General features: G+C 72.4%; 18 protein-coding genes. 11 read left to right on the top strand and 7 right to left on the bottom strand.

The genetic code is table 11. The features are described 5' to 3' along the window. Positions 1 to 76 precede the first annotated feature (76 nt). Positions 77 to 1,489, bottom strand: a complete 1,413-nt coding sequence (locus OG780_RS29220) for an HtaA domain-containing protein (RefSeq protein ID WP_328453106.1) — start codon at positions 1,487 to 1,489, stop codon at positions 77 to 79. Between the two features lie 118 nt (positions 1,490 to 1,607). Here OG780_RS29220 and OG780_RS29215 point away from each other — a divergent pair, with 118 nt between their 5' ends. The 7 genes from OG780_RS29215 (at position 1,608) to OG780_RS29185 (ending at position 9,159) form a co-directional block, all read left to right on the top strand. Continuing rightward, the gene (locus tag OG780_RS29215; protein ID WP_443062229.1) at positions 1,608 to 2,615 is read left to right on the top strand and encodes a heme/hemin ABC transporter substrate-binding protein; all 1,008 of its coding nucleotides are present in this window, start codon (positions 1,608 to 1,610) and stop codon (positions 2,613 to 2,615) included. Further along, positions 2,612 to 3,724 (top strand): FecCD family ABC transporter permease, encoded by a 1,113-nt coding sequence (locus tag OG780_RS29210; protein ID WP_328453102.1) that lies wholly within the window; start codon positions 2,612 to 2,614, stop codon positions 3,722 to 3,724. The genes OG780_RS29215 and OG780_RS29210 overlap by 4 nt, the downstream gene beginning before the upstream one ends. 86 nt (positions 3,725 to 3,810) lie before the next feature. Next, a complete protein-coding gene (locus tag OG780_RS29205; RefSeq protein WP_443062337.1) occupies positions 3,811 to 4,653 on the top strand; it encodes a heme ABC transporter ATP-binding protein in 843 nt (280 codons plus the stop codon). Between the two features lie 179 nt (positions 4,654 to 4,832). After that, the gene (gene efeO, locus OG780_RS29200; RefSeq protein ID WP_328453100.1) at positions 4,833 to 5,981 is read left to right on the top strand and encodes an iron uptake system protein EfeO; all 1,149 of its coding nucleotides are present in this window, start codon (positions 4,833 to 4,835) and stop codon (positions 5,979 to 5,981) included. Positions 5,982 to 5,991: 10 nt separating this feature from the next. Next, positions 5,992 to 7,302 (top strand): iron uptake transporter deferrochelatase/peroxidase subunit, encoded by a 1,311-nt coding sequence (efeB, locus tag OG780_RS29195; protein ID WP_328453098.1) that lies wholly within the window; start codon positions 5,992 to 5,994, stop codon positions 7,300 to 7,302. 2 nt (positions 7,303 to 7,304) lie between these two features. Next, entirely contained in the window at positions 7,305 to 8,180 is an 876-nt protein-coding gene (gene efeU / locus OG780_RS29190; protein ID WP_328453096.1) for an iron uptake transporter permease EfeU, read from the top strand. Next, entirely contained in the window at positions 8,137 to 9,159 is a 1,023-nt protein-coding gene (locus OG780_RS29185; protein WP_328453093.1) for a hypothetical protein, read from the top strand. Before efeU ends, OG780_RS29185 begins: the two co-directional genes overlap by 44 nt. Before the next feature lie 31 nt (positions 9,160 to 9,190). On the opposite strand, the gene OG780_RS29180 is transcribed toward OG780_RS29185, so the two are convergent. Next, a complete protein-coding gene (locus OG780_RS29180; RefSeq protein ID WP_328453091.1) occupies positions 9,191 to 9,925 on the bottom strand; it encodes a bifunctional DNA primase/polymerase in 735 nt (244 codons plus the stop codon). A 394-nt stretch (positions 9,926 to 10,319) separates the two neighbouring features. Between OG780_RS29180 and ddaH the strand changes: the two genes are divergently transcribed. Beyond that, positions 10,320 to 11,159 (top strand): dimethylargininase, encoded by an 840-nt coding sequence (gene ddaH, locus OG780_RS29175; protein ID WP_443062228.1) that lies wholly within the window; start codon positions 10,320 to 10,322, stop codon positions 11,157 to 11,159. A 40-nt stretch (positions 11,160 to 11,199) separates the two neighbouring features. Here the strand turns inward: ddaH and OG780_RS29170 are convergent, their stop codons facing one another. From OG780_RS29170 to OG780_RS29160, 3 genes are all read right to left on the bottom strand, one after another. After that, a complete protein-coding gene (locus OG780_RS29170) occupies positions 11,200 to 12,195 on the bottom strand; it encodes a small ribosomal subunit Rsm22 family protein (protein ID WP_328453089.1) in 996 nt (331 codons plus the stop codon). Positions 12,196 to 12,349: 154 nt separating this feature from the next. Continuing rightward, the gene (locus OG780_RS29165) at positions 12,350 to 13,531 is read right to left on the bottom strand and encodes a serine hydrolase domain-containing protein (protein ID WP_328453087.1); all 1,182 of its coding nucleotides are present in this window, start codon (positions 13,529 to 13,531) and stop codon (positions 12,350 to 12,352) included. Continuing rightward, positions 13,477 to 14,865, bottom strand: a complete 1,389-nt coding sequence (locus tag OG780_RS29160; protein WP_328453085.1) for a multidrug effflux MFS transporter — start codon at positions 14,863 to 14,865, stop codon at positions 13,477 to 13,479. Before OG780_RS29160 ends, OG780_RS29165 begins: the two co-directional genes overlap by 55 nt. Positions 14,866 to 14,945: 80 nt before the next feature. Between OG780_RS29160 and OG780_RS29155 the strand changes: the two genes are divergently transcribed. After that, on the top strand, positions 14,946 to 15,956 hold the full coding sequence (locus OG780_RS29155) for a Gfo/Idh/MocA family protein (protein ID WP_328453083.1): 1,011 nt from the start codon (positions 14,946 to 14,948) through the stop codon (positions 15,954 to 15,956). Positions 15,957 to 16,246: 290 nt separating this feature from the next. On the opposite strand, the gene OG780_RS29150 is transcribed toward OG780_RS29155, so the two are convergent. Then, complete coding sequence (locus OG780_RS29150) at positions 16,247 to 17,428, bottom strand: D-alanyl-D-alanine carboxypeptidase family protein (RefSeq protein ID WP_328453081.1); 1,182 nt, start codon at positions 17,426 to 17,428, stop codon at positions 16,247 to 16,249. 356 nt (positions 17,429 to 17,784) lie between these two features. Here OG780_RS29150 and OG780_RS29145 point away from each other — a divergent pair, with 356 nt between their 5' ends. Beyond that, positions 17,785 to 19,248, top strand: coding sequence for an ABC transporter permease (locus tag OG780_RS29145; RefSeq protein ID WP_328453079.1), 1,464 nt, complete (start codon positions 17,785 to 17,787; stop codon positions 19,246 to 19,248). A gap of 92 nt (positions 19,249 to 19,340) precedes the next feature. Next, positions 19,341 to 20,144, top strand: coding sequence for an ABC transporter ATP-binding protein (locus tag OG780_RS29140; RefSeq protein ID WP_443062227.1), 804 nt, complete (start codon positions 19,341 to 19,343; stop codon positions 20,142 to 20,144). A gap of 225 nt (positions 20,145 to 20,369) precedes the next feature. Here OG780_RS29140 and OG780_RS29135 read toward each other — a convergent pair whose 3' ends face one another. Beyond that, entirely contained in the window at positions 20,370 to 20,696 is a 327-nt protein-coding gene (locus OG780_RS29135; protein ID WP_328453077.1) for a nuclear transport factor 2 family protein, read from the bottom strand. Positions 20,697 to 20,762 lie beyond the last annotated feature (66 nt).

The raw sequence follows: 20,762 nt of genomic DNA, 5'->3' as shown, positions 1-20,762 counted from the left end.
TGGGTTGGGGTTGGGGACGAGCCGACATCGGGGGTGGGTCGAGGGTGGGGTGGGTCGAGGGTGGGGGTGGGTCGGGTCAGTCGGTGGGCGTGCGGCGCCTGCGGACGAAGCCGAAGGCGACCGCGGCCGCGAGCAGCGCTCCGAGGGCGAGGCCGACCGGCAGGGCCGGTCCGCCGACGGGGCCGCCGCTCGCGGTGTTCTCCGCGCGGGGCGCGGTGGCGGCCTTCGCGCCGGGTGTCCGCGACGCGCGCGGCGTGGGCGAGGGGGACGCGGACTCGCCGAGGTCGGGCAGGGCGGGGAGCCGTGCGTCGTCCGTGAGGGCGATCGAGAGGGTCACCGGGTCCATGCGCGTGCCGGCTCGGTAGACCCCGCCGAACGCCTTGGCGCCACGGGCCGTCAACGTGCTCGGCACCTCGGCGAGTCGGAGCAGTCCGCCCTTCGGTTTCATGCCCTTGGCGGAGAAGGTCACGAGCGGGACCTTCTCCCCGGTGAGGTCCGCGCTCGCCACATCGGCGTAGAGCGTGCCTTCGCCGTCCTCGACGGTGACCCGCACTGCGCCGAGCCTGAGGTCGAGCCCCTGCCGGCCGGTGAAGCGCAGAGCCCCGTCGAAGGCGGCCCTCAGGAAGTGCTTCTCCCCGTCGTACGTGCCCTCGCCCGCGGGGAACCGGAAGAGCGCGCCGCCGTCCTGGGCCCCGGAGGTCAGCGTCCACTTCCCGGCGGCGACGGGCCCGGTGACGTACTCGCGGAACGTGCGGCGCACTCCCCAGTCGACGGCTCCGTCCTCGATCGCGTCCGCCTTCGCTCTCCCGGTCTTCTTCGCCGGGGACTTGGACGGCTTCGCGGTGGGCGTGGCCGACGGCCCGGCCGGGGCCAGGACGTCCGCCTCCAGGCTCACGGGATCGAGTGCCGTACCCGCCGTGTAGTAGCCGGCGAAGGACCGGGCGCCCTGTGAAGTGAGCCTGGCCGGAAGGTTGTCGAGCCGGACGGCGGTGCCGCCGCCCTTCATGTCGATGCCACCGAGGGAGAGGGCGGCGAAGGGCACCCCTGTGGACGTCGTGACCGTCCCGGTGCCCTTCGCCTTGCTGGTGATGTCGACGTAGAGGGTGCCGCCACCGCCGGTGACGCGGACGACGGGACGGCTGATCGTGAGGTCGAGCTCGTAGCCGCCGCCGCTCTTGCGGTGTCCGACGAAGCGGACTCCGCCGGAGTAGGCGGCGGTGAAGGCGCCCGTGCCGCCGTCGTAGGAGCCGGTGGCGGAGTGGAAGCGGAACTGGCTCGCGCCGACCGTGGCCGCGCCCCCGGTGAGGGAGTAACTCCCCTTCGCGATGGGCCCGGTGACATAGCCCTGGAAGGACGACTTGATGCCCCAGTCGAGCCGGCCGCCCCGCACGGTGCGGCTCGCCGCGTGCGCGGCCGTGGCGGTGAGCAGGGCCCCCAGCACGGCCACGCAGACCACGGCGGCCCCCAGGGCCCTCGAACGCGCGGTCATGGGTGTCCTCCGGATTCCGGGGTCCGGAGAACCCCTGGTGACTTAGGTAAGGCTAACCTAAACTATCGACCGGACGTGCTGGAAGAGGACCGAGAGGAACAACGGGACAGTGCAACGCTTGCGCACACGACTGGCGGGGGCGCTGCTGTCCGCGCTCGCCCTCACACTGACCGGATGCGGGGGCTCCGCCGGCCCCGCGCCGACGGCGGCCGCCGGAGCCGCCGGGACGAACGGATCGGACGGCACCGACCGGGTCGAACCCCTGGCGTCCCCCGGGAAGCCCCGACTCCCGGTCACGGTGCGGTCGTTCGGCGGACCGCGGACGACCGTCGAGAAGGCCGACCGGATCGTTCCCCTGTCCGGCAGCCTCAGCGAGATCGTCTTCACGCTCGGGCTCGGCGACCGGGTCGTCGCCCGTGACATCACCGCCACCTTCGACCAGGCCAGGGAACTGCCGGTCGTCACCCGCAACCACGACGTCTCCGCCGAGAGCGTGCTCTCCCTCCACCCCGACCTCGTCCTCACCGAGTCGACGACCGGACCGGACGAGGCGATGGAGCAGATCCGCGACGCCGGTGTCCCCGTCCTGGTCGTCGCCCCCGCGCGCGGCCTCGCCGACGTGGGCCCGCGCATCCGGACGGTCGCCGACGCCCTCGGCGTACCGGCGGCGGGGAAGCGGCTGGCACAGCGGTCGCAGGACCGGATCGCCGCCGCGCGCAAGGCGATTCCGCCGCACGCGGACCACCCGCGCGTCGCCTTCCTCTACCTGCGCGGCTCCGCCTCCGTCTATCTCATCGGCGGCCGCGGCTCCGGCGCGACCTCGCTGCTGGAGGCGGCGGGGGCGGTCGACGCGGGCGCCGAGTCGGGCCTGGACAAGGACTTCACCGCCATCACCACCGAGGCGCTCGTCCGGGCCGCGCCCGACGCGATCCTCGTGATGTCCAAGGGCCTCGCGTCCGTCGGCGGAACCGACGGGCTCGTCAAGATCCCGGGGGTGGCGCAGACCCCGGCCGGCACGAAGCGCCGGGTGGTGTCCGTCGAGGACGGGGTGCTCCTCAACTACGGGCCGCGCACGGACCAGGTACTGCGCTCGCTGGTACGGCAGTTGTACGGGGACGCCCGATGACCGCCCTCGACCGCCCGGTGTCCGGGGCTCCCGCCGAACCGGTCACCGGCGAGGCCGCCACCGCTCCCCTGCGCGGGCGGGCACACGGCACCCCCTGGCTCCTGACCGCCGGGCTGCTCGCCGCCCTGCTCGTCCTGGTCCCCGTGGCCGCCGGGCTCGGCGCCTACCCCATCCCCACCGGGGACGTACTGGCCTCCGTCGCGCACCGCGCCGGTCTCGGGGGCGCCGCGCTGGACCGGGTCGCGGAGTCGGTCCTGTGGGACGTGCGCTTCCCGCGGATCGTGCTCGCGCTGCTCATCGGCGCCTCGCTGGGCTGCGCGGGCGCTCTGATGCAGGGCGTGTTCGGCAATCCGCTGGCCGAACCCGGCGTCATCGGCGTCTCGTCGGGCGCGGCGGTCGGCGCGGTCGCCGCCATCGCGCTCGGCCTGGACTTCCTCGGCACCTTCACCGTCCCGGCCGTCGCCTTCGTCACGGGACTGGCCGCGGTCCTGGTCGTCTACGCGATGTCCCGCTCGAGCGGCCGCACCGAGGTCGTCACGCTGATCCTCACCGGGATCGCCCTGAACGCCTTCACCGGCGCCCTGATCGGACTGTTCCTGTTCTTCGCGGACTCCGCCGCCGTCAGCCAGATCACCTTCTGGCAGCTGGGATCGCTGGCTCAGGCGACCTGGCCGAAGGTTCTCGCGGTCCTGCCCTGCGCCGCGACCGGCCTGGCCCTGGCACCGCTGTACGCCCGCCGGCTCGATCTGCTGTCCCTCGGCGAACGGCCGGCCCGGCACCTGGGCGTCGACGTCGAACGGCTGCGGCTCGTCCTCGTGCTGGTCATCGCGCTGCTCACCGCGGCGGCCGTCAGCGTCTCCGGGATCATCGGCTTCATCGGTCTGGTCGTACCGCATCTGCTGCGCATGGCGGCCGGGCCCGGACACCGCTTCCTGATCCCGGGCAGCGCGCTCGGCGGCGCGGCCGTGCTGCTGGCGGCCGACCTCGCCGCCCGGACGATCGCACAACCCGCCGAGCTCCCCCTCGGCGTCCTGACCGCCCTGCTGGGCAGCCCGTTCTTCCTGTGGCTGCTGCGCAGGACCCGTCGCAAGCAAGGAGGCTGGGCGTGAGATCCGCCGGAAGCGACACCGGGCGCACGCTCCCGGGAGTCCCGCGCACGAGGGCCGGGGCTCGGCTCGGGCGTACCGCCGGGCGGTTGCGGCTCACGCGTACGGCACGGCTCCTGCCGCCGTCCGCGCCCGCCCCCGGCGACGTGCTCGCCGAGACCGAGGGTCTCCGGGTCCGGCTCGGTGACCGGGAGGTGCTGCGCGGGGTCGACGTCACCGCCCGCGCGGGCGAGGTGCTCGCGCTGGTCGGGCCCAACGGGGCGGGAAAATCGACCCTCTTGTCCGCGCTGGCGGCCGATCTGCGCGCCGCGGAAGGGGTCGTACGTCTGCACGGGCGTCCCGCGCAGGACTGGTCGGCTGCCGAACTCGCCCTGCGCCGGGCCGTACTTCCCCAGTCGGCGACGCTCTCCTTCCCGTTCACCGTGGAGGAGGTCGTCCGCATGGGACGGGCTCCCTGGGCCCACAGCCCGCGGGACGACGACGCGGCGGTCGGCGCGGCCATGGCCGCCGCCGAGGTCACCGACTTCGCGGCCCGTTCGTTCGCCGCGCTCAGCGGCGGGGAGCGCGCGCGTGTCGCGCTCGCCCGGGTGCTCGCGCAGCGCGCCCCGCTGCTGCTGCTCGACGAACCGACCGCCGCACTCGACCTGCGGCACCAGGAGTTGGTGCTGCGGGTGTGCCGGGAAAGGGCGCACGCCGGTGACGCGGTGGTCGTGGTGCTGCACGATCTGGGGCTGGCGGCGGCATACGCGCACCGGGTCGCGATCCTGTGCGCCGGTCGTGTCGCGGCCCACGGCCGGCCGGCGGAGGTCTTCACCGACGAACTGCTGACCGAGGTCTACCGGCAGCCGGTCGAGGTGTTCCCGCACCCCAGGACCGGCGCAGCGCTCATCGCCCCGAAACGCGACGAACCATTCCGCTTGACCATTCCTTGACCTTTCCATGGGGTCTGTTTTGAGTCGCCGTGATCGAGCCGTTCCTGTGCGACATCTGTGAGAGCTGAATCACTGCACGGCTGGGTATCAGTGAGGGAAGCCTCAGATAAGTTAGGCCAGCCTCACCATGCCGAACGGGCCTCACCGTGCGGTTTGTCCGAACTTCTCTTGGAGCCTGCATGCGAGCCGTTCGACTGTCCGTTGTCACCGCTGCCGCCACCGCGGCCGCCCTGGCCGCCGTCACGGGTTGCACCCAGAAGAGCGACGCCAAGAACGGCGACGCGATCCAGGTGACGGCCAGCGACACCGCGTGCAAGGTGTCCAAGAAGGAGTTCCCCGCCGGGCACGTCCAGCTCGACATCGAGAACAAGGGCTCCAAGGTCACCGAGGTCTACCTGCTGTTCCCGGACGACCGGATCGTCAGCGAGCGGGAGAACATCGGTCCCGGCACCAAGCAGCGGGTCACCGCCGAGGTGAAGGCCGGCGAGTACACCATCGCCTGCAAGCCCGGGATGAAGGGCAAGGGCATCCGCCAGGCCGTCAAGGTCACCGGCGGCAAGGTCGCCAAGCGCGACCCGCGCCTGGACAAGGCGGTCGCCGCGTACCGCGAGTACGCGCAGGAGCAGGCCGATGCCACGCTGCCGAAGGCGGAGGCGTTCGCCAAGGCCGTCAAGGCCGGCGACATCGAGGCCGCGAAGAAGGAGTTCGCCTCCTCGCGTCTGGGCTGGGAGCGCACCGAGCCGGTCGCGGAGTCCTTCGGTGACATCGACCCGAAGGTCGACGTCCGCGAGGACGGCCTGGAGGAGGGCCAGGACCCGGCCACGGACTGGACCGGCTGGCACCGCCTGGAGAAGTCCCTGTGGCAGGACAAGAAGATCGGCGACCGTGAGAAGGAGCTCGCCGGTCTGCTGGTCACGGACCTGACCGACTGGCAGAAGCGCGTCGGCAAGGCCGAGATCACCCCGACCTCCATGGCCAACGGCGCCAAGGAGCTGCTCGACGAGGTCGCCAGCGGCAAGGTCACCGGCGAGGAGGACCGCTACTCGCACACCGACCTGAGCGACTTCAAGGGCAACGTCGAGGGCGCGCAGAAGGCGTACGAGCTGCTCAAGCCGGTCGCCTCGGAGAACGACGCGGCGCTGACGACGGAGCTCGACAAGCAGTTCGCCGCGCTGAACACGCTGCTCGACAAGTACCGCACGGACAAGACCTCGTACGACTTCACCTCGTACGACAAGGTCGGCAAGGCCGACCGCAAGGAGCTCTCGGACGCCGTCAACGCGCTCGCCGAGCCCCTGTCCAAGCTCGCCGCCGCCGTCGTGAAGTAGGAGCAGCGCCATGACGGACACCCCGGACAGCACAAGCGCCACGGACGGCACCTGCCCCGTCGAGCCCGCCCGCGCCGGCTCCGCGCCCAGCCGGCGTTCCCTGATCGGCTGGGGCGGTGCCGGGCTCGCGCTCGGTGCCGCCGCGGCCGGCGGTGCCGTCGCGATGACCCGCGTCGGCAACGACGTCGATCCGGTCGGCGCCGACACCGGTGCCGGCGTCCCCTTCCACGGCCCGCATCAGGCCGGCATCGCGACAGCGGTGCAGGACCGGCTGCACTTCGCCGCGTTCGACGTGAAGACGGACGACCGCGCCGAGTTCGTCCAGCTCCTCAAGGACTGGACGCAGGCCGCCGCCCGGATGACCGCCGGACACACGGTCGGCGAGGGCGCCTACGGCGGTCTGGCCGAGGCGCCGCCGGACGACACCGGTGAGGCGCTGGGGCTCAAGCCGTCCCGGCTGACGCTGACCATCGGCTTCGGTCCGTCGCTGTTCGGGAAGTTCGATCTGGCGGACCGGCGGCCTGAGGCGCTCGTCGATCTGCCGGCCTTCTCGGGCGACAACCTGGACAAGGCGCGCAGCGACGGCGACCTGTGCATCCAGGCCTGCGCGGACGACCCGCAGGTGGCGGTGCACGCCATCCGCAACCTGGCCCGCATCGGCTTCGGCAAGGTCGCCATCCGCTGGTCGCAGCTCGGCTTCGGCAAGACGTCGTCCACGACCCCGGACGCGCAGACCCCGCGCAACCTGATGGGCTTCAAGGACGGCACCCGCAACATCGCGGGCACCGAGACCGCGCGGCTGCAGAAGTTCGTGTGGGCCGACGAGAAGGACAACGGCCCGGACTCCGCCTGGATGACCGGCGGTTCCTACCTCGTCGCCCGGCGCATCCGGATGAACATCGAGACCTGGGACCGTACCTCGCTCCAGGAGCAGGAGGACATCTTCGGCCGCGACAAGGGTGAGGGCGCCCCCGTCGGCAAGGCCAAGGAGCACGACAAGCCGTTCCTGAAGGCGATGAAGCCCGACGCGCACGTCCGGCTCGCCCACCCCGACTCCAACGAAGGGGTGACGATCCTGCGCCGCGGCTACTCCTTCACGGACGGCACGGACGGTCTCGGCCGCCTCGAAGCGGGCCTGTTCTTCCTCGCCTACCAGCGGGACGTGCGCAAGGGGTTCATCCCCCTCCAGCGCAGCCTGTCGCGCTCCGACGCGCTCAACGAGTACATCCAGCACGTGAGTTCGGCGGTCTTCGCCGTTCCGCCCGGCGTCCGGGACAAGGACGACTGGTGGGGCCGGGCGCTGTTCTCCAAGGAGGCCTAGCCGTGTTCAGCAACTACCTCATCGGACTCCGCGAGGGCCTGGAGGCCAGCCTCGTCGTCTGCATCCTCATCGCCTACCTGGTGAAGACGGAACGCAGGGACGCCCTGAAGCCGATCTGGATCGGCATCGGCGTCGCGATCACCGTGGCGCTCGGTTTCGGCTGCGCCCTGGAGTTCGGCTCCCAGGAGATGACGTTCCAGGCCCAGGAGCTGCTCGGCGGTTCGCTGTCGATCCTCGCCGTGGGCCTGGTGACGTGGATGGTCTTCTGGATGCGGCGCACCGCCCGGCACCTGAAGTCCGAGCTGCACGGCAGGCTGGACGCGGCACTCGCCATGGGAACGGGCGCGCTGGTCGCGACCGCGTTCCTGGCGGTCGGCCGGGAGGGCCTGGAGACGGCCCTGTTCGTGTGGGCGTCGGTGCACGCGGCCAGCGACGGCACGCCCCGCCCGCTGATCGGAGTGGCGCTGGGCCTGGCCACCGCGGTCCTGCTCGGCTGGCTGTTCTACCGCGGCGCGCTGAGGATCAACCTCGCCAAGTTCTTCACCTGGACCGGCGGCATGCTGGTCGTCGTCGCCGCGGGCGTGCTCGCGTACGGCGTCCACGACCTCCAGGAGGCCGACTTCGTCCCGGGACTGACGAACCTGGCCTTCGACATCAGCGGCACGATCGACCCGTCGAGCTGGTACGGCACCCTGCTGAAGGGCGTCTTCAACTTCCAGCCCGACCCGACCGTCCTTCAGGTCACGGTGTGGGCCCTGTACTTGGTGCCGACGCTCACGATCTTCTTCGCCCCGGTAGGGTTCGCCTCCGGGAAGAAGAAGGTGAAGGCACCTGATGAGCAGGGATCGCACGGGTCGCAGCCCTCGAAGGCCTCTTAGTCTCCGTCGTTTCGGCCGTCTCGCCCTGGCGGCGACGACGGTGACCGCGCTGTGGGCGGCGGCGAGCGGCTGCGTGGTGGTGCACGGCGAGCGAGAGGTCGTGCCGGCCACGACCCGCGCCGAAGCCGCCCGCGCGCTGGAGGACTTCACCGCCGCCTACAACAAGGCGGACGCGACGTACGACCGTTCGAAGGACGCGGACCGGGTGACCGGTCCGCTCGCGGACATCGACGGCGCCAGGCTGAAGGCCGGACACATCGGCCGACCCGGCGGGAATCCCACGCATTCGGCGCTGGAGTTCGACGACGCCGAGTTCTCGATCCCCGCGAAGGCGGGCTGGCCCCGCTGGTTCGTGGCGAACGCGACCGCCAACAAGGGCGTACCGGGCAGTCGCTGGCTGCTCGTCTTCACCCGGGACGACGCCCGCGAGCTGTGGCAGGCCTCGTATCTGACGGTCCTCGGGGCCGGTGACGTACCGGAGTTCGCGAAAGACGAGGGCGGCTGGGCGCAGCCCGTCACCGCCGACGACGCGGCGCTCGCGGTCGAGCCGCGCAAGCTCGGGCAGTCGTACGCGACGTATCTCAGGACCGGCGGCGACACCTTCGCCACCGGCATCCACACCTCGCAGTGGCGGGCCCAGCGCGAGAAGTTCGCCAGCCGGCCCGGACTCGCCCGGCAGTACATCGACCAGCCGCTGGCCTCGGGCGACTACGCGCCGGTGGGGCTGCGCACCGCGGACGGCGGGGCGCTGGTGTTCTTCGCCACGCACCGCTTCGAGAAGGAGACCGCCGCCGCGGGCACCGAGATCCCGGCCCCCGGCGCGGAGGTGCAGGCCCTGACCAAGGGTGAGATCAACCAGTCCCTGACCCTGGAGTTCGTCTCCAACCAGGTCGTCATCGACCCGTTGAAGGGCTCGGGCCGAGGGCAGGTGTCCGTCCTCGGACGGGTCGAGGGGCTGACGGGCGCCAAGGGCGAGTAGTCCGGGACCGGTCCCCCGCCCAGGCCGGGGCTCAGTTTCGGTGGGGCCAGGCGGCGAGCTGGTCCGCGCCGTTCTCCCCGGCGTAGCGGGCGCATTCGTCGGTCAGGATCTCCAGGAGCGTGAGCGGGTCCGGCAGCTGATGCTCGGGGCCGCGCACCCAGTCGACGCTCAGACCGCCGGGGAGCTGGGCCGGCGGCACGAGGACGTACGAGCCGCGGCAGTGCCAGCGGAAGCCGGGGTGCTCGTCCATCGTCTCGGGGTGGCAGTCCAGCTCGCAGGGCCACCACTCGTCCTCGTCCTCGGGCGTACCGCGGGTGAGGGTGAAGAAGAGCATGCGGCCGTCGCCGGTCTCCGCGACGGGTCCGACCTCGATGCCGGAGGCGAGCAGGCGCTCCAGCGCCTCGCGCCCGGCGTCCAGCGGCACGTCCAGGACGTCGTTCACCATGCCGGTCGCGGTGATGAAGTTCGCCTTCGGCTGGTGCCGGGCCCAGCGCTCGATCTGCGCGGGGTCGGTGGTCGACTGCGTCTGCCAGGCGAAGGAGATGGGGTGGCGCGCGGGGGTGGGACAGCCGACGCGGTCACAGGAACAGCGGTAGCCGGAGGGGTACGCGGCCTGCGCGAGCGGCAGCCCCGCGGCGGCGGCGGCGAGCAGCAGGGCCTCACGGCCGTCGGCGGACGTCTGCGCCGAGGCTTTGGGCCGGCGTCCGCGCAGCCACTTCGAGATCCTGCCCCGCGTGCCGGAGCGGTGACCGAACTCTGCGCTCATCTATCCCCTCGCCTCGCCGTAGTGCGACTCGTCCTTGCCCCATCGTCCCACCATCCTGCGCTCCGGGTGGCCGGAGCAGACAACCGGGGTAGGTGGGGCGATGCGTCCGCCAGGCCACGATCAGGTGTTATTTCATGATTAGTAGCGATTTCTCGGGCGTCAGGCAGAGGGCCGGTCCGTGCGGGGTGTAGTCGACCGGCGCGCCCGTGTAGTCGCACGAGACCGACGCCACTCGGGCGGGACGGGGCAGCGTGGACCCGGTGACGCGGGAGACGGCGGTCCGGGCGCGGTGGGGCGGATCGGGGGAACCCCACCCGCACGCCTCCCGCTCCCGGGGCCGGGCGCACCGCACCATGAGCATCAACTGCCCCTGCGGTTGCGTAAGGAGCCTTCCTTGCACCCTCTTCGCCGCGCCACGCCCCGGCGCTACCTCATGTGCCCACCGGTGCACTTCGACGTCACGTACGCGATCAATCCGTGGATGAACCCCGCCAAGCCGGTCGACGTGCCGCTCGCCCTCGCCCAGTGGGAGGACCTCCGGGACCGCTACCGCCTTCTCGGACACTCGGTCGAGGAACTCGCCCCCCGCCCGGGTCTGCCGGACATGGTCTTCGCGGCGAACGGCGCGACGGTCGTGGACGGGCGGGTGCTGGGTGCCCGGTTCGCGTACCCGCAGCGCGAGGCGGAGGCGGCGGCGCATCTGGAGTGGTTCCGTGCCCGCGGGTACGGACGGATCCGCGAACCGGAGCACGTCAACGAGGGAGAGGGCGACTTCGTCGTCACGGGGTCGTACCTGCTCGCGGGCCGGGGCTTTCGCGCGAGCCCGCTCTCGCACGGGGAGGCACAGGAGTTCCTCGGCCGCCCGGTGATCGGCCTGGACCTGGTCGACCCCCGTTACTACCACCTGGACACGGCCCTCGCCGTCCTCGACGACGGCACCGACGAGATCATGTACTACCCGCCGGCCTTCTCCCCCGGCAGTCGCGAGGTCCTGCGCCGGCTGTTCCCGGACGCGCTGACCGCCACACCGGAGGACGCCGCCGCGATAGGCCTCAACGCTGTCTCGGACGGACTGCACGTGCTGCTGCCGCAGGAGGCGACGGGCCTCTTCGACCCGCTCCGGGAACGCGGATTCGTTCCCGTCGGCGTCGATCTCGGCGAGCTCCTCAAGGGCGGCGGAAGCGTGAAGTGCTGCACCCAGGAACTGCGAGGCCTGCCCGGGGCCCGGGGGTGACCCGGCAGCCGGGACGACCTGGGCAGGCCCCGGGGGTGCCCTAGGGGGCGTCCCCGGGCGGCGGCCAGGCGTCGCCCCACTCGGCGTCGCGGGCCGCCTTGTACAGCGGTCCGTGGCGCTTGGTCACCGTCTCCCGGCGCAGTGCCTCGTCCGGCTCGCACAGGTCGAGCAGGACCTGCCCCTTGCGGATCTGCGGCTTGCGCACGACGCGCGAGGGCGCCGGGGCCGGCCCGAAGCGGGTCGCGGCGACGTAGCTGAACTTCTCGTCCTCGTACGGCAGGGAGCCGCCCTTGACCTGGCGGTGCAGGGAGGAACGGGCGACCCGCGCGGAGAAGTGGCACCAGTCCTGGCCCGGGACGATGGGGCAGGCGGCGCTGTGCGGACAGGGGGCGGCGACGTGGAAGCCGGCGCCGATCAGGCGTTCGCGCGCGGCGAGGACCCGGGTGTAGCCGTCGGGGGTGCCGGGCTCGATGATCACTACCGCCCGGGCGGCGCTCGCGGCCGCGTCCACGACCGAGGCGCGGTCGTCCTCGGTGAGCTCGCCGAGGACGTACGAGACCGTGACGAGATCAGTGCTCTCGATGGTGAGCGCCGCTCCGATACGAGAGCGCTGCCACGCGGCGCCTTCCAGTTCCGGGTTGGCGGCGGCGATCTCCCGGCCGAGCGCGAGGGCCGGCTCGGCCCAGTCGAGCACGGTCACCGGACGGACGCCCTCCCAGGTCGCGTTCACCGCCCAGGTGGCCGCGCCGGTGCCGCCGCCGACGTCCACATGGCTCTCCGGCGCCCAGCCGGGCACCGCGTCCGCGAACGCCTCCAGCGCCGCGCACACCGCCTCGAACGTCGCGGGCATCCGGTACGCGGCGTACGCGGCCACGTCCGAGCGGTCCCGCAGGATCGGCGCGTGGGTCGGGGTGGTCCCCCGGTAGTTCGCGATCAGCCGCTCGACCGCCTGCGCGGCGGCCTTGGGCGGCAGACCGTCGAGCAGTCCGGCGAGGGCGCTGCGCAGGGTGTCGGCGGGGGGTACGGGGGCGTTCACGGCCCGATTCTCTCAGGTGCCGCGCATCCCCCCGTACCGGCCAGCGGCCTCTTGGAGGCGGGCGCCCCGTACCGGCGGCCGTCTCTCGGAGGCGGCGCTCCCGTACCGGCCCGGGGTCTCGGAGGCGGGCGCCCCCGACCCGCCGGGCGCCCGCTCAGGTCCCGCGCACCGCCCGCCGCAGCCGGGTGGCCGCCGCCGCCCGGGGCGCGTTGTCCGCCGGGCGGCGCCGGGGGTGGACCGTGTTGGCGAGCAGGACGAGGAACGTGTCCGTCGCCGGGTCCAGGACCAGGGAGGTGCCGGTGAACCCGGTGTGGCCGGCCGCGCCGTGGCCCGCGAGGGTGCCCATGAACCAGGGCTGGTCGAGGGCGAATCCGAGGCCGGGCGGGGTGAGGAGGAGTTCGACGAAGTCGGGGCCGAGGATGCGGGCGGGGCCGTACGAACCGCCCGCGAGCAGGGTGCGGCAGAACACGGCCAGATCGCGCGCGGTGGAGAAGAGACCGGCGTGCCCGGCCACCCCGCCGAGCGCCCAGGCGTTCTCGTCGTGCACCACACCCCGCAGCATGCCCCGGTCCGCCTTGGCCCACGGCCGCCGCTGGTCCTCCGTGGCCGCCGCGCCGGGGCAGGGTCCGAAGGCGGTGGCGTTCATCCCGAGCGGGCGCGTGATGCCGTCCCGGACGAGGACGTCGAGCCCCCGGCCGGTGACGCGTTCCAGGACGAACTGGAGGAGCAGCAGGTTGATGTCGGAGTACCGGTACTCGCCCGGCTTCGACGAGGGGGCCTCGGCCCGCAGCAGCGCCAGCCGGGCCGTGTCGTCCGGGCAGCCGTACAGCGGGAGTTCGGGGCGCAGCCCGGAGGTGTGGGTGAGCAACTGCCGTACGGTGATGCCGTGCTCGCGGGCCGCGCGGAACTCCGGCAGGTACGCGCCGACGCGCGCCTCGATGCCCAGCGTGCCGCGCTCCAGCTGCTGCACCGCGGCGACCGCCGTGAACAGCTTGGTGAGGGAGGCCAGGTCGAAGGGCGTGTGCACGGTCATCGGCACACGTGCGTGCGGCGGCAGCTCGACCCCGGTGTCCTTGTCCTCGTCGTGGGCCGTGTAGCGGACCGCCCAGCCCGCCGCCTCCTCGACGGCGATGACCGGGCCGCGCCCCGCGACCACCACGACGCCCGCCGCCCACGGGTCGTCCCCGCGGGTGAGGGCACGGACCTCGTGGACGAGCCTGCGCAGTTCACCGGCGTCGAGTCCGGCGCGTTCCGGCGTGCCGTTCCGCAGTCGTGGTGCGCTCAGTTCTCCGCCCCTTTTCCGTTCGCAGTGTGTCCCGTCCGCCCGGGACGGCACAGTCCCACGAAGCAGCCGACGGCCACCAGCGCGGCCACCAGCTGGACAACGGCCATCGGGACGGCGGTGTGCTCTCCCGCGACGCCGACGAGTGGTGAGGCGACCGCGCCGACGAGGAAGGAGGAGGTGCCGAGCAGCGCCGAGGCGGAACCGGCCGTGTGCCGTACGCGCATGAGGGCGAGCGTCTGCGTGTTGGGCAGCGCGAGACCCATGGCGGACATCAGCACGAACAGCGCGGCGGCGACCGGGGCGAGCCCGACCCGCCCGAGGGCGCCGGTGGACATGAGCAGCAGCGCGGTCGCGGCGAGGACGACGAGGGCGAGGCCGGTGGCGAGGACCTTTTCCAGGGCGACCCGGCCGACCAGCAGTTTGCCGTTGATCTGCCCGGCGATCACGAGGCCGACGGAGTTCACGCCGAAGAGCAGGCTGAAGGTCTGCGGGGAGGCGCCGTACAGGTCCTGGATCACGAACGGGGAGGCCGAGATGTAGGCGAAGAGGGCCGCGAAGGTGAAACCGCCCGCGAGCATGTACCCGGTGAAGACGCGGTCGGCGAGCAGCCGGCGCATGGCGCGCAGTGCCTCGCCGACGCCGCCGCCGTGCCGGTCCGCGGGTTCGAGGGTCTCGGGCAGTCTCGCCCAGACGAGGGCCGTCAGCGCGATGCCGACGGCGGTCAGGACCACGAACACGCCCCGCCAGTCGGTGAAGCGCAGGATCTGTCCGCCGATGAGGGGCGCGACGACCGGGGCGACGCCGGAGATCAGCATGAGGGTGGAGAAGAAGCGGGCCATCGCCACGCCGTCGTACAGGTCGCGGACGACCGCGCGGGCGATCACTATCCCGGCCGCGCCCGCGAGCCCCTGGACGAGGCGGAAGGCGACGAGCAGGCCGATGCCGGGCGCGAGGGCGCACAGCACGGTGGCGACGACGTAGACGGCGAGGCCGGCGAGCAGCGGGCGTCTGCGGCCCCACCGGTCGCTCATCGGCCCGACGACGAGCTGCCCGAGCGCCATGCCCGCGAGGCACGCGGTGAGCGTGAGCTGCACGGTGGCGGCCGGGGCGTGCAGGGAGCCGGTGACCTCCGGCAGCGAGGGGAGGTACATGTCCATCGCGAGCGGGGGTGTGGCGGTGAGCCCGCCGAGGACGAGGGTGACGAGGAGTCCGGTGCGGCGCGGACCGCGGGGTTCCGCCTGCGGCCGCGCCGGGGCGCCGGACTCGGCTCCGGCGGCCGGCGGTGACGCCTCGGCGACCGTCGGCGCGGTGCCCGCGGTCCCTGCCTCCGGTATATGCCCTCGCGGGCCCTCCTGGTCCCGCGCGGTGCGGCCACGCTCGGGCATGTGCCCCCCTCTCGGAAAGATGCGGCCCCTATGCTCTCAGTTCGAGCAGCGAGTTCGGAGTCACGGATCAAGGGGCGGGCATGACGGGCGAGCGTGAACGCGTGCGGTGGGGGATTCTGGCGACCGGCGGGATCGCCGCGGCGTTCACGGCGGACCTGGTGGACATGCCGGACGCCGAGGTGGTGGCCGTCGCCTCGCGGTCCGAGGCCCCGGCGAAGGCGTTCGCGGAGCGGTTCGGGATCCCGCGGGCGTACGGGGACTGGGCCTCGCTCGCCGCGGACGAGGACGTCGACGTCGTGTACGTCGCCACGCCGCACTCGGCGCACCGGGTGGCCGCGGGGATGTGCCTGGAGGCGGGCCGCCATGTCCTGTGCGAGAAGGCGTTCACGCTGAACGCGCGGGAGGCCGGGGAGCTGGTCGCGCTCGCCCGGGGGAACGGCCGCTTCCTGATGGAGGCCATGTGGATGTACTGCAATCCGCTGGTCCGGCGGCTGAAGGCGCTGGTCGACGACGGGGTGATCGGTGAAGTGCGCACGGTGCAGGCCGACTTCGGTCTGGCCGGGCCGTTCCCGCCCTCGCACCGGCTGCGGGATCCCGCGCAGGGCGGCGGCGCGCTGCTCGATCTCGGCGTCTATCCGGTGTCGTTCGCGCAGCTGCTGCTCGGGGAGCCCTCGGACATCGCCGCGAGAGCAGTGCTCTCCGACGAGGGCGTCGATCTCCAGACGGGTGCGCTGCTCTCCTTCGAGAGCGGCGCTCTGGCTTCGGTGCACTGCTCCATCAACGGTGGCACTCCCGTCGCCGCCTCCGTCACCGGCTCCGCGGGCCGCATCGACATCCCGGGCGGCTTCTTCTTCCCGGAGCACTTCGTCCTGCACCGCGACGGCCGCGAGCCGGAGACCTTCCGCGCCGACCCCTCCTCCGGCCCCCGCAACAGCCTCAAGCACGAGGCCGCCGAGGTGATGCGTGCCCTGCGCGCCGGCGAGACCGAGTCCCCGCTCGTCCCGCTCGACGGCACGCTCGCCGTGATGCGGACGCTCGACACGATCCGCGAGCACGTCGGCGTCCGCTACCCCGGCGAGGCGCAGGCGTAGGGACCGGGGACCGCCGGGCCTCACGTACGGCGGGCCCCGGTGGTTCACCAAGAAACGGTCAACGCCTCAACCCTCACATACGGAAGCCGCATCTCCGGACCATATAAGCCGTTGGTGCGCTTATGCTCATCATCTCCCCCATCAGGGCTTCACAGTTGGAGCACGCGACTTCGGTACGACCACGGTCCACTCCGAGGGGGAGGTGGCAGTCGCTCCGCGGCCCGGGCGGGGGCCGGCCTCGCGCGGGACCGCGAGGCGTGCACCGGACCGCGGAGCGACTGCCCCCGTCATCAGCCCTGACGGCCGCCTTCCGCCTCGGCCGGTTCCCCGGCGGGCCGGCGCCTGCGGTTGCGCAGCGCGAGCGCGCCGCCCGCGAGGAGCGCAACCGCCGCCCCGGCCCCGCCGATCAGCCCCCACGGCGCTCCGTCGCCCTGCCCGGCGGCGGCCGGAGCCGGAGCGCCCGCCGCCGCCTTCGCCGCCTTCCGCGTGGGCTTCGCGCTCGCGCCTCCCGCGCTGAGCGGACCGACCAGCGTGCCGACCGGCTCGGCGCTCGCCCCCTTGCCGAAACCCCAGTCGAGGAGCTGCGCCGTCTCCTCGTAGACGCCGTTGCCGCCGCTCTTGGGGTGCATCACCGTGACGATCAGGGTCCGTCCGTCGCGGGTCGCCGCGCCGGTGAAGGTGTTGCCGGCATGGCTCGTGTAGCCGTTCTTCACGCCTATCAGGCCCTCGTACGGCTTCATGCCCCACGCGCCCGTCAGCAGGCGGTCGGTGTTCTGGATCTGGAAGGTCTTCTTGCCGCCGGCCGGGAAGTCCGCGGTCCTCGTCGAGCAGTAGCCGCGGAAATCGGCGTCCGCGAGACCGTGCCGGGCGAAGAGCGTCAGGTCGTACGCGGACGACAGCTGGCCCTTGTGGTCGAAGCCGTCGGGGCTGACCACATGGGTGTCCAGGGCCTGAAGGTCCTTCGCGAGCGCCTGCATCTCGGCGACCGTGGCCTCGATGCCGCCGTTCATGTGGCTGAGCACGTGCACCGCGTCGTTGCCGGAGCGCAGGAACACACCCTGCCACAACTGATCGACGGTGTAGGTGATGCCGGGCTTGACGCCGACGAGGCTGGACCCGGAGGGGACGTCGGCGAGGTCGGCGTCGACCACCTTGTACGTCCGCGTGCGCTCGAACTTCTTCAGCACGGCGTCCGCGAACAGCATCTTCAGGGTGGAGGCGGGCGCGAGACGCCGGTGCGCGTTGTACGAGGCGAGCACCTCGCCGCTGGTGTGGTCGGCGACCAGCCAGGAACGGGCGGTGAGGTGCTTGGGCAGCCCCGACGCGCCGCTCATCTGGATCCCGGCGCGGGCCAGTCTCGCACCGCCGATCGTCGTCGTGGCGTACGCGGTCGTGGCCGTCACGGCGGCGAGGGGGACGGCGGCGGCGAGGCCCAGAGCGGCACGGCGGGAGAGCCCGGAAGAATCACGCATCCCGGGACCGTACAAAGTCCGTCCGCGAAGCCTGACAGCGGGGTGACCAAGAGAAGGAACGCCGATTCCCAAGCGGGCGCAAAACCGTGCGCGGAAGCGGGACCGACCCGCCGGAACCGGCCACACGCCCACCGCAAATGCGCCGCGGCGGGCCCGCCCGCCCGTACGCGGAGCCACTCAACAGGGGTTTCCTGGCAATGATCCCTCGAAAGGCTGAGAATGGGCTGTCTGACCCAATATTGATTCCGGGGTCCGGATTCTCAGCCCTCACACATCTCTTACTCAGCCCGGCTCAAAGGTTTCTCCATAGTTTTTGGCCGCGCCCACAGGGGCGCCAAGAACCTTTGAGGAACGGGATGTTTGGCATCTATCTCAAGCGTGAGCTGAGCCGGCGCAAGAAGGCGGCGCTGGTGATCGCCATGGGTCTGGCGCTCGGTATCGCGCTGGTCATCACCGTCAACTCGGTGTCGGCCGGCATGCAGCAGGCCCAGGACAAGGTCCTGAAGTCGCTGTACGGGCTCGGCACGGACATGACGGTCACCAAGGCCCAGGCGGCACCGTCGAGCAACTCGTCGGGCCGCCCGAAGTTCGACTTCGACGCCAAGTCGGACAGCAGCAAGACACAGAGCTCGGACCGGGTGATGACCCAGGGAGGACAGTCCCTGAAGTCCTCGCTCGTCACCGAGGTCGCCGCGCAGAAGGGTGTGGCGAGCGCGGTGGGCGCGCTGAGCCTGAACGTCACCAAGGTCGACGGCTCCTTCACCCAGGGCAAGGCGAAGTCCACCACCTCGGGCTCCGGCCAGCAGGGCGGACCCGGCGGCCAGAGCAGCGGCGGCACCGGCGCGCCGCAGGTGCAGGGCGGCGGCGCCTCCTTCGACGTGAACTCCTACTCCGTCGCGGGCGTCGACGTGACCCAGCAGGACCTCGGCCCGCTGGCCACCTCGAAGATCACCACGGGCAGCACGTTCACGGCCGCGCAGACCTCCGCGAAGGTCGCGGTGCTCAGCAAGTCGTACGCCAAGGAGAACAAGTACAAGGTCGGCTCGACCTTCAAGATCTCCGGTACCAAGTACAAGGTCATCGGCATCGCGACGCCCGACAGCAGCGAGTCGACCACCGACGTCTACGTGCCGCTGAAGCAGGCCCAGACGCTCGGCGACGCCAAGAACAAGGTCACCACGATCTACGTCAAGGCGACCGACTCGAAGCAGATCTCCACGGTCAAGACGACCATCCAGAAGAACATCTCCGGGACGACCGTCACCACCTCCGCGGACCTCGCGGACACCGTCTCCGGCTCGCTGTCCACCGCCTCGAACCTCGCCACGAGCGTCGGCAAGTGGCTGTCCATCGCGGTCCTGGTCGCCGCGTTCCTGGTCGCGGCGCTGCTCACCTCCTCCGCCGTCTCCCGCCGGGTGCGCGAGTTCGGCACCCTGAAGGCGCTCGGCTGGCCCTCCCGCAAGGTCACCCGTCAGGTCGTCGGCGAGTCCATCGTGAACGGCCTGCTCGGCGGCGTCCTCGGTATCGCCCTCGGGCTCGGCGCGGCCTACACGGTCACCGCGATCAGCCCGAAGCTGACGGCGGAGCTCGGCTCCACCGGCGGCGGTGGCGGAATGGGCGGCCCCGGCGGCGGCCCCGGCGGGCCGGCGGCCTCCGCGGCCAAGAACACCGTCGACATCGCCCTGTCCGCGCCGGTCTCGCTGACCACCATCGCGCTCGCCGTGGGCCTGGCCGTCACCGGCGGTCTGATCGCCGGCGCGATGGGCGGCTGGCGCGCCTCCCGGATGCGCCCGGCGGACGCGCTCCGCAGCGTCTCGTAACCCGCCCCCGGGCCACACCCCTTGAGCCGGGGCGCCGCGGCCACTCCCCCCGGGCCGCGGCGCCCCCACCCCTTCATCCTCGGAGAAACCTCATGTACAAGCTCACCGGCGTCACCAAGCGCTACACGCGGGGCAAGGAGACGGTCGATGCCCTGCGTGGCGTCGACCTCACCATCGAGGACGGCGACCAGCTCGTCATCCAGGGCCCCACGGGCGGCGGCAAGTCGACGCTGCTCCAGATGATCGGCGGGCTCGACCGGCCGACCTCCGGCAGCGTCGAGCTGGACGGCGTGGACCTCGCCACCATCAGCGAGGCCAAGCTGACCCGGCTGCGGGCCGAGAAGATCGGCATCATCTTCCAGTCGTTCAACCTCATCCCGACGCTGACCGCGCAGGAGAACGTCGAGACCGCCCTCGTCCCCCTCGGGGTCAAGCCCGCCGAGCGGCGCGAGCGGGCCGCCGAGGCGCTCCGCTCGGTCGGCCTCGGGGAACGGCTCACGCACGTCCCGACCGAGCTGTCCGGCGGTCAGCAGCAGCGCGTGGCCATCGCCCGGGCACTGGTCAAGAAGCCCAAGGTGCTGCTCGCCGACGAGCCGACCGGCAACCTCGACGAGGGCACCCGCGACGACATCATGGGCCTGCTCGAAGGGCTGTGGCACGAGTACGGGCTGACCTTCATCATGGTCACCCACGACTCGTCCATCGCCCGCCGCGCGCCGCGCCTCGCGACCATCAAGGCCGGGCAGATCAGCCTGACCGAGCAGGCCGGGGCCCGCCGGGCCGTCCCCGGAGGGGCCGACCACCTTCAGCTCTCCGGGCAGGGGCAGTACGCGCAGCAGCCGTACGCGCCCGAGCAGTTGACGCCGGAGCAGTACGGCGCGGCCCAGGGCCACTGAGCTCCGCGGCGGCCCTGCCGCCCGCACACGCCCCGTGTCCGCCTCCGGCGCCTTCCGGAGCACCCGGGCCGCTCACCGTCCGAGCACGCCGTCGGCCTCGGTCGACCGCGCCGCGGTGAGCGGCCCTTCGGCGACCGCCCGGGAGCCGGAGCGCACCCGGACAAGGCACGGGGCGGGGCGGCCTGTGGGACAACGGGCGGGGCGACGGGCGGGAGCGACGGGCGCTCAGGCCTGGCCGGTCTCGAAGCGGCTGATCCTGCCGCCGTCGTCGACGGTGAAGCTCCACCTGGTCTTCATCTCGCCCCAGGTGTCGTTGCGGTACCGCACGAGGAGGGAACGCCCCTCGTCGGACTCGTTGTCGACGTCCATATGGCCGCGCGAGGAGAAGATCTCCCGGTCGGTCCAGTCCCCGAGGTCACGGTCGGAGCCGTCGTCCGACATGGTGGCGTCCGGCGCGAGAAGCGCCTCGAAGGCGTCCCGGTCATGGGCGTTCACCGCGGTGACGAAGGCCCGGACCGCCGGGTCGCTGAGGCGCGTTACCTGAATGGTCATGGGAGTCACCCTCACACCGGCTCCCCGCACCCGCCACCCGAACGGCGGCGCGCGCCCGTCGGTCCC

Origin of the sequence: Streptomyces sp. NBC_00386 (assembly GCF_036063235.1) — a bacterium.
Taxonomy (GTDB): domain Bacteria; phylum Actinomycetota; class Actinomycetes; order Streptomycetales; family Streptomycetaceae; genus Streptomyces.
This window is presented reverse-complemented; position numbering and strand designations above follow the sequence as displayed.

Coding starts and splice junctions, on each gene's coding strand:
- OG780_RS29220 (WP_328453106.1), bottom strand. CDS start 1,489: ATGACCGCGCGTTCGAGGGCCCTGGGGGCCGCCGTGGTCTGCGTGGCC.
- OG780_RS29210 (WP_328453102.1), top strand. CDS start 2,612: ATGACCGCCCTCGACCGCCCGGTGTCCGGGGCTCCCGCCGAACCGGTC.
- efeO (WP_328453100.1), top strand. CDS start 4,833: ATGCGAGCCGTTCGACTGTCCGTTGTCACCGCTGCCGCCACCGCGGCC.
- efeB (WP_328453098.1), top strand. CDS start 5,992: ATGACGGACACCCCGGACAGCACAAGCGCCACGGACGGCACCTGCCCC.
- OG780_RS29185 (WP_328453093.1), top strand. CDS start 8,137: ATGAGCAGGGATCGCACGGGTCGCAGCCCTCGAAGGCCTCTTAGTCTC.
- OG780_RS29180 (WP_328453091.1), bottom strand. CDS start 9,925: ATGAGCGCAGAGTTCGGTCACCGCTCCGGCACGCGGGGCAGGATCTCG.
- OG780_RS29160 (WP_328453085.1), bottom strand. CDS start 14,865: ATGCCCGAGCGTGGCCGCACCGCGCGGGACCAGGAGGGCCCGCGAGGG.
- OG780_RS29155 (WP_328453083.1), top strand. CDS start 14,946: ATGACGGGCGAGCGTGAACGCGTGCGGTGGGGGATTCTGGCGACCGGC.
- OG780_RS29150 (WP_328453081.1), bottom strand. CDS start 17,428: ATGCGTGATTCTTCCGGGCTCTCCCGCCGTGCCGCTCTGGGCCTCGCC.
- OG780_RS29145 (WP_328453079.1), top strand. CDS start 17,785: ATGTTTGGCATCTATCTCAAGCGTGAGCTGAGCCGGCGCAAGAAGGCG.
- OG780_RS29140 (WP_443062227.1), top strand. CDS start 19,341: ATGTACAAGCTCACCGGCGTCACCAAGCGCTACACGCGGGGCAAGGAG.
- OG780_RS29135 (WP_328453077.1), bottom strand. CDS start 20,696: ATGACCATTCAGGTAACGCGCCTCAGCGACCCGGCGGTCCGGGCCTTC.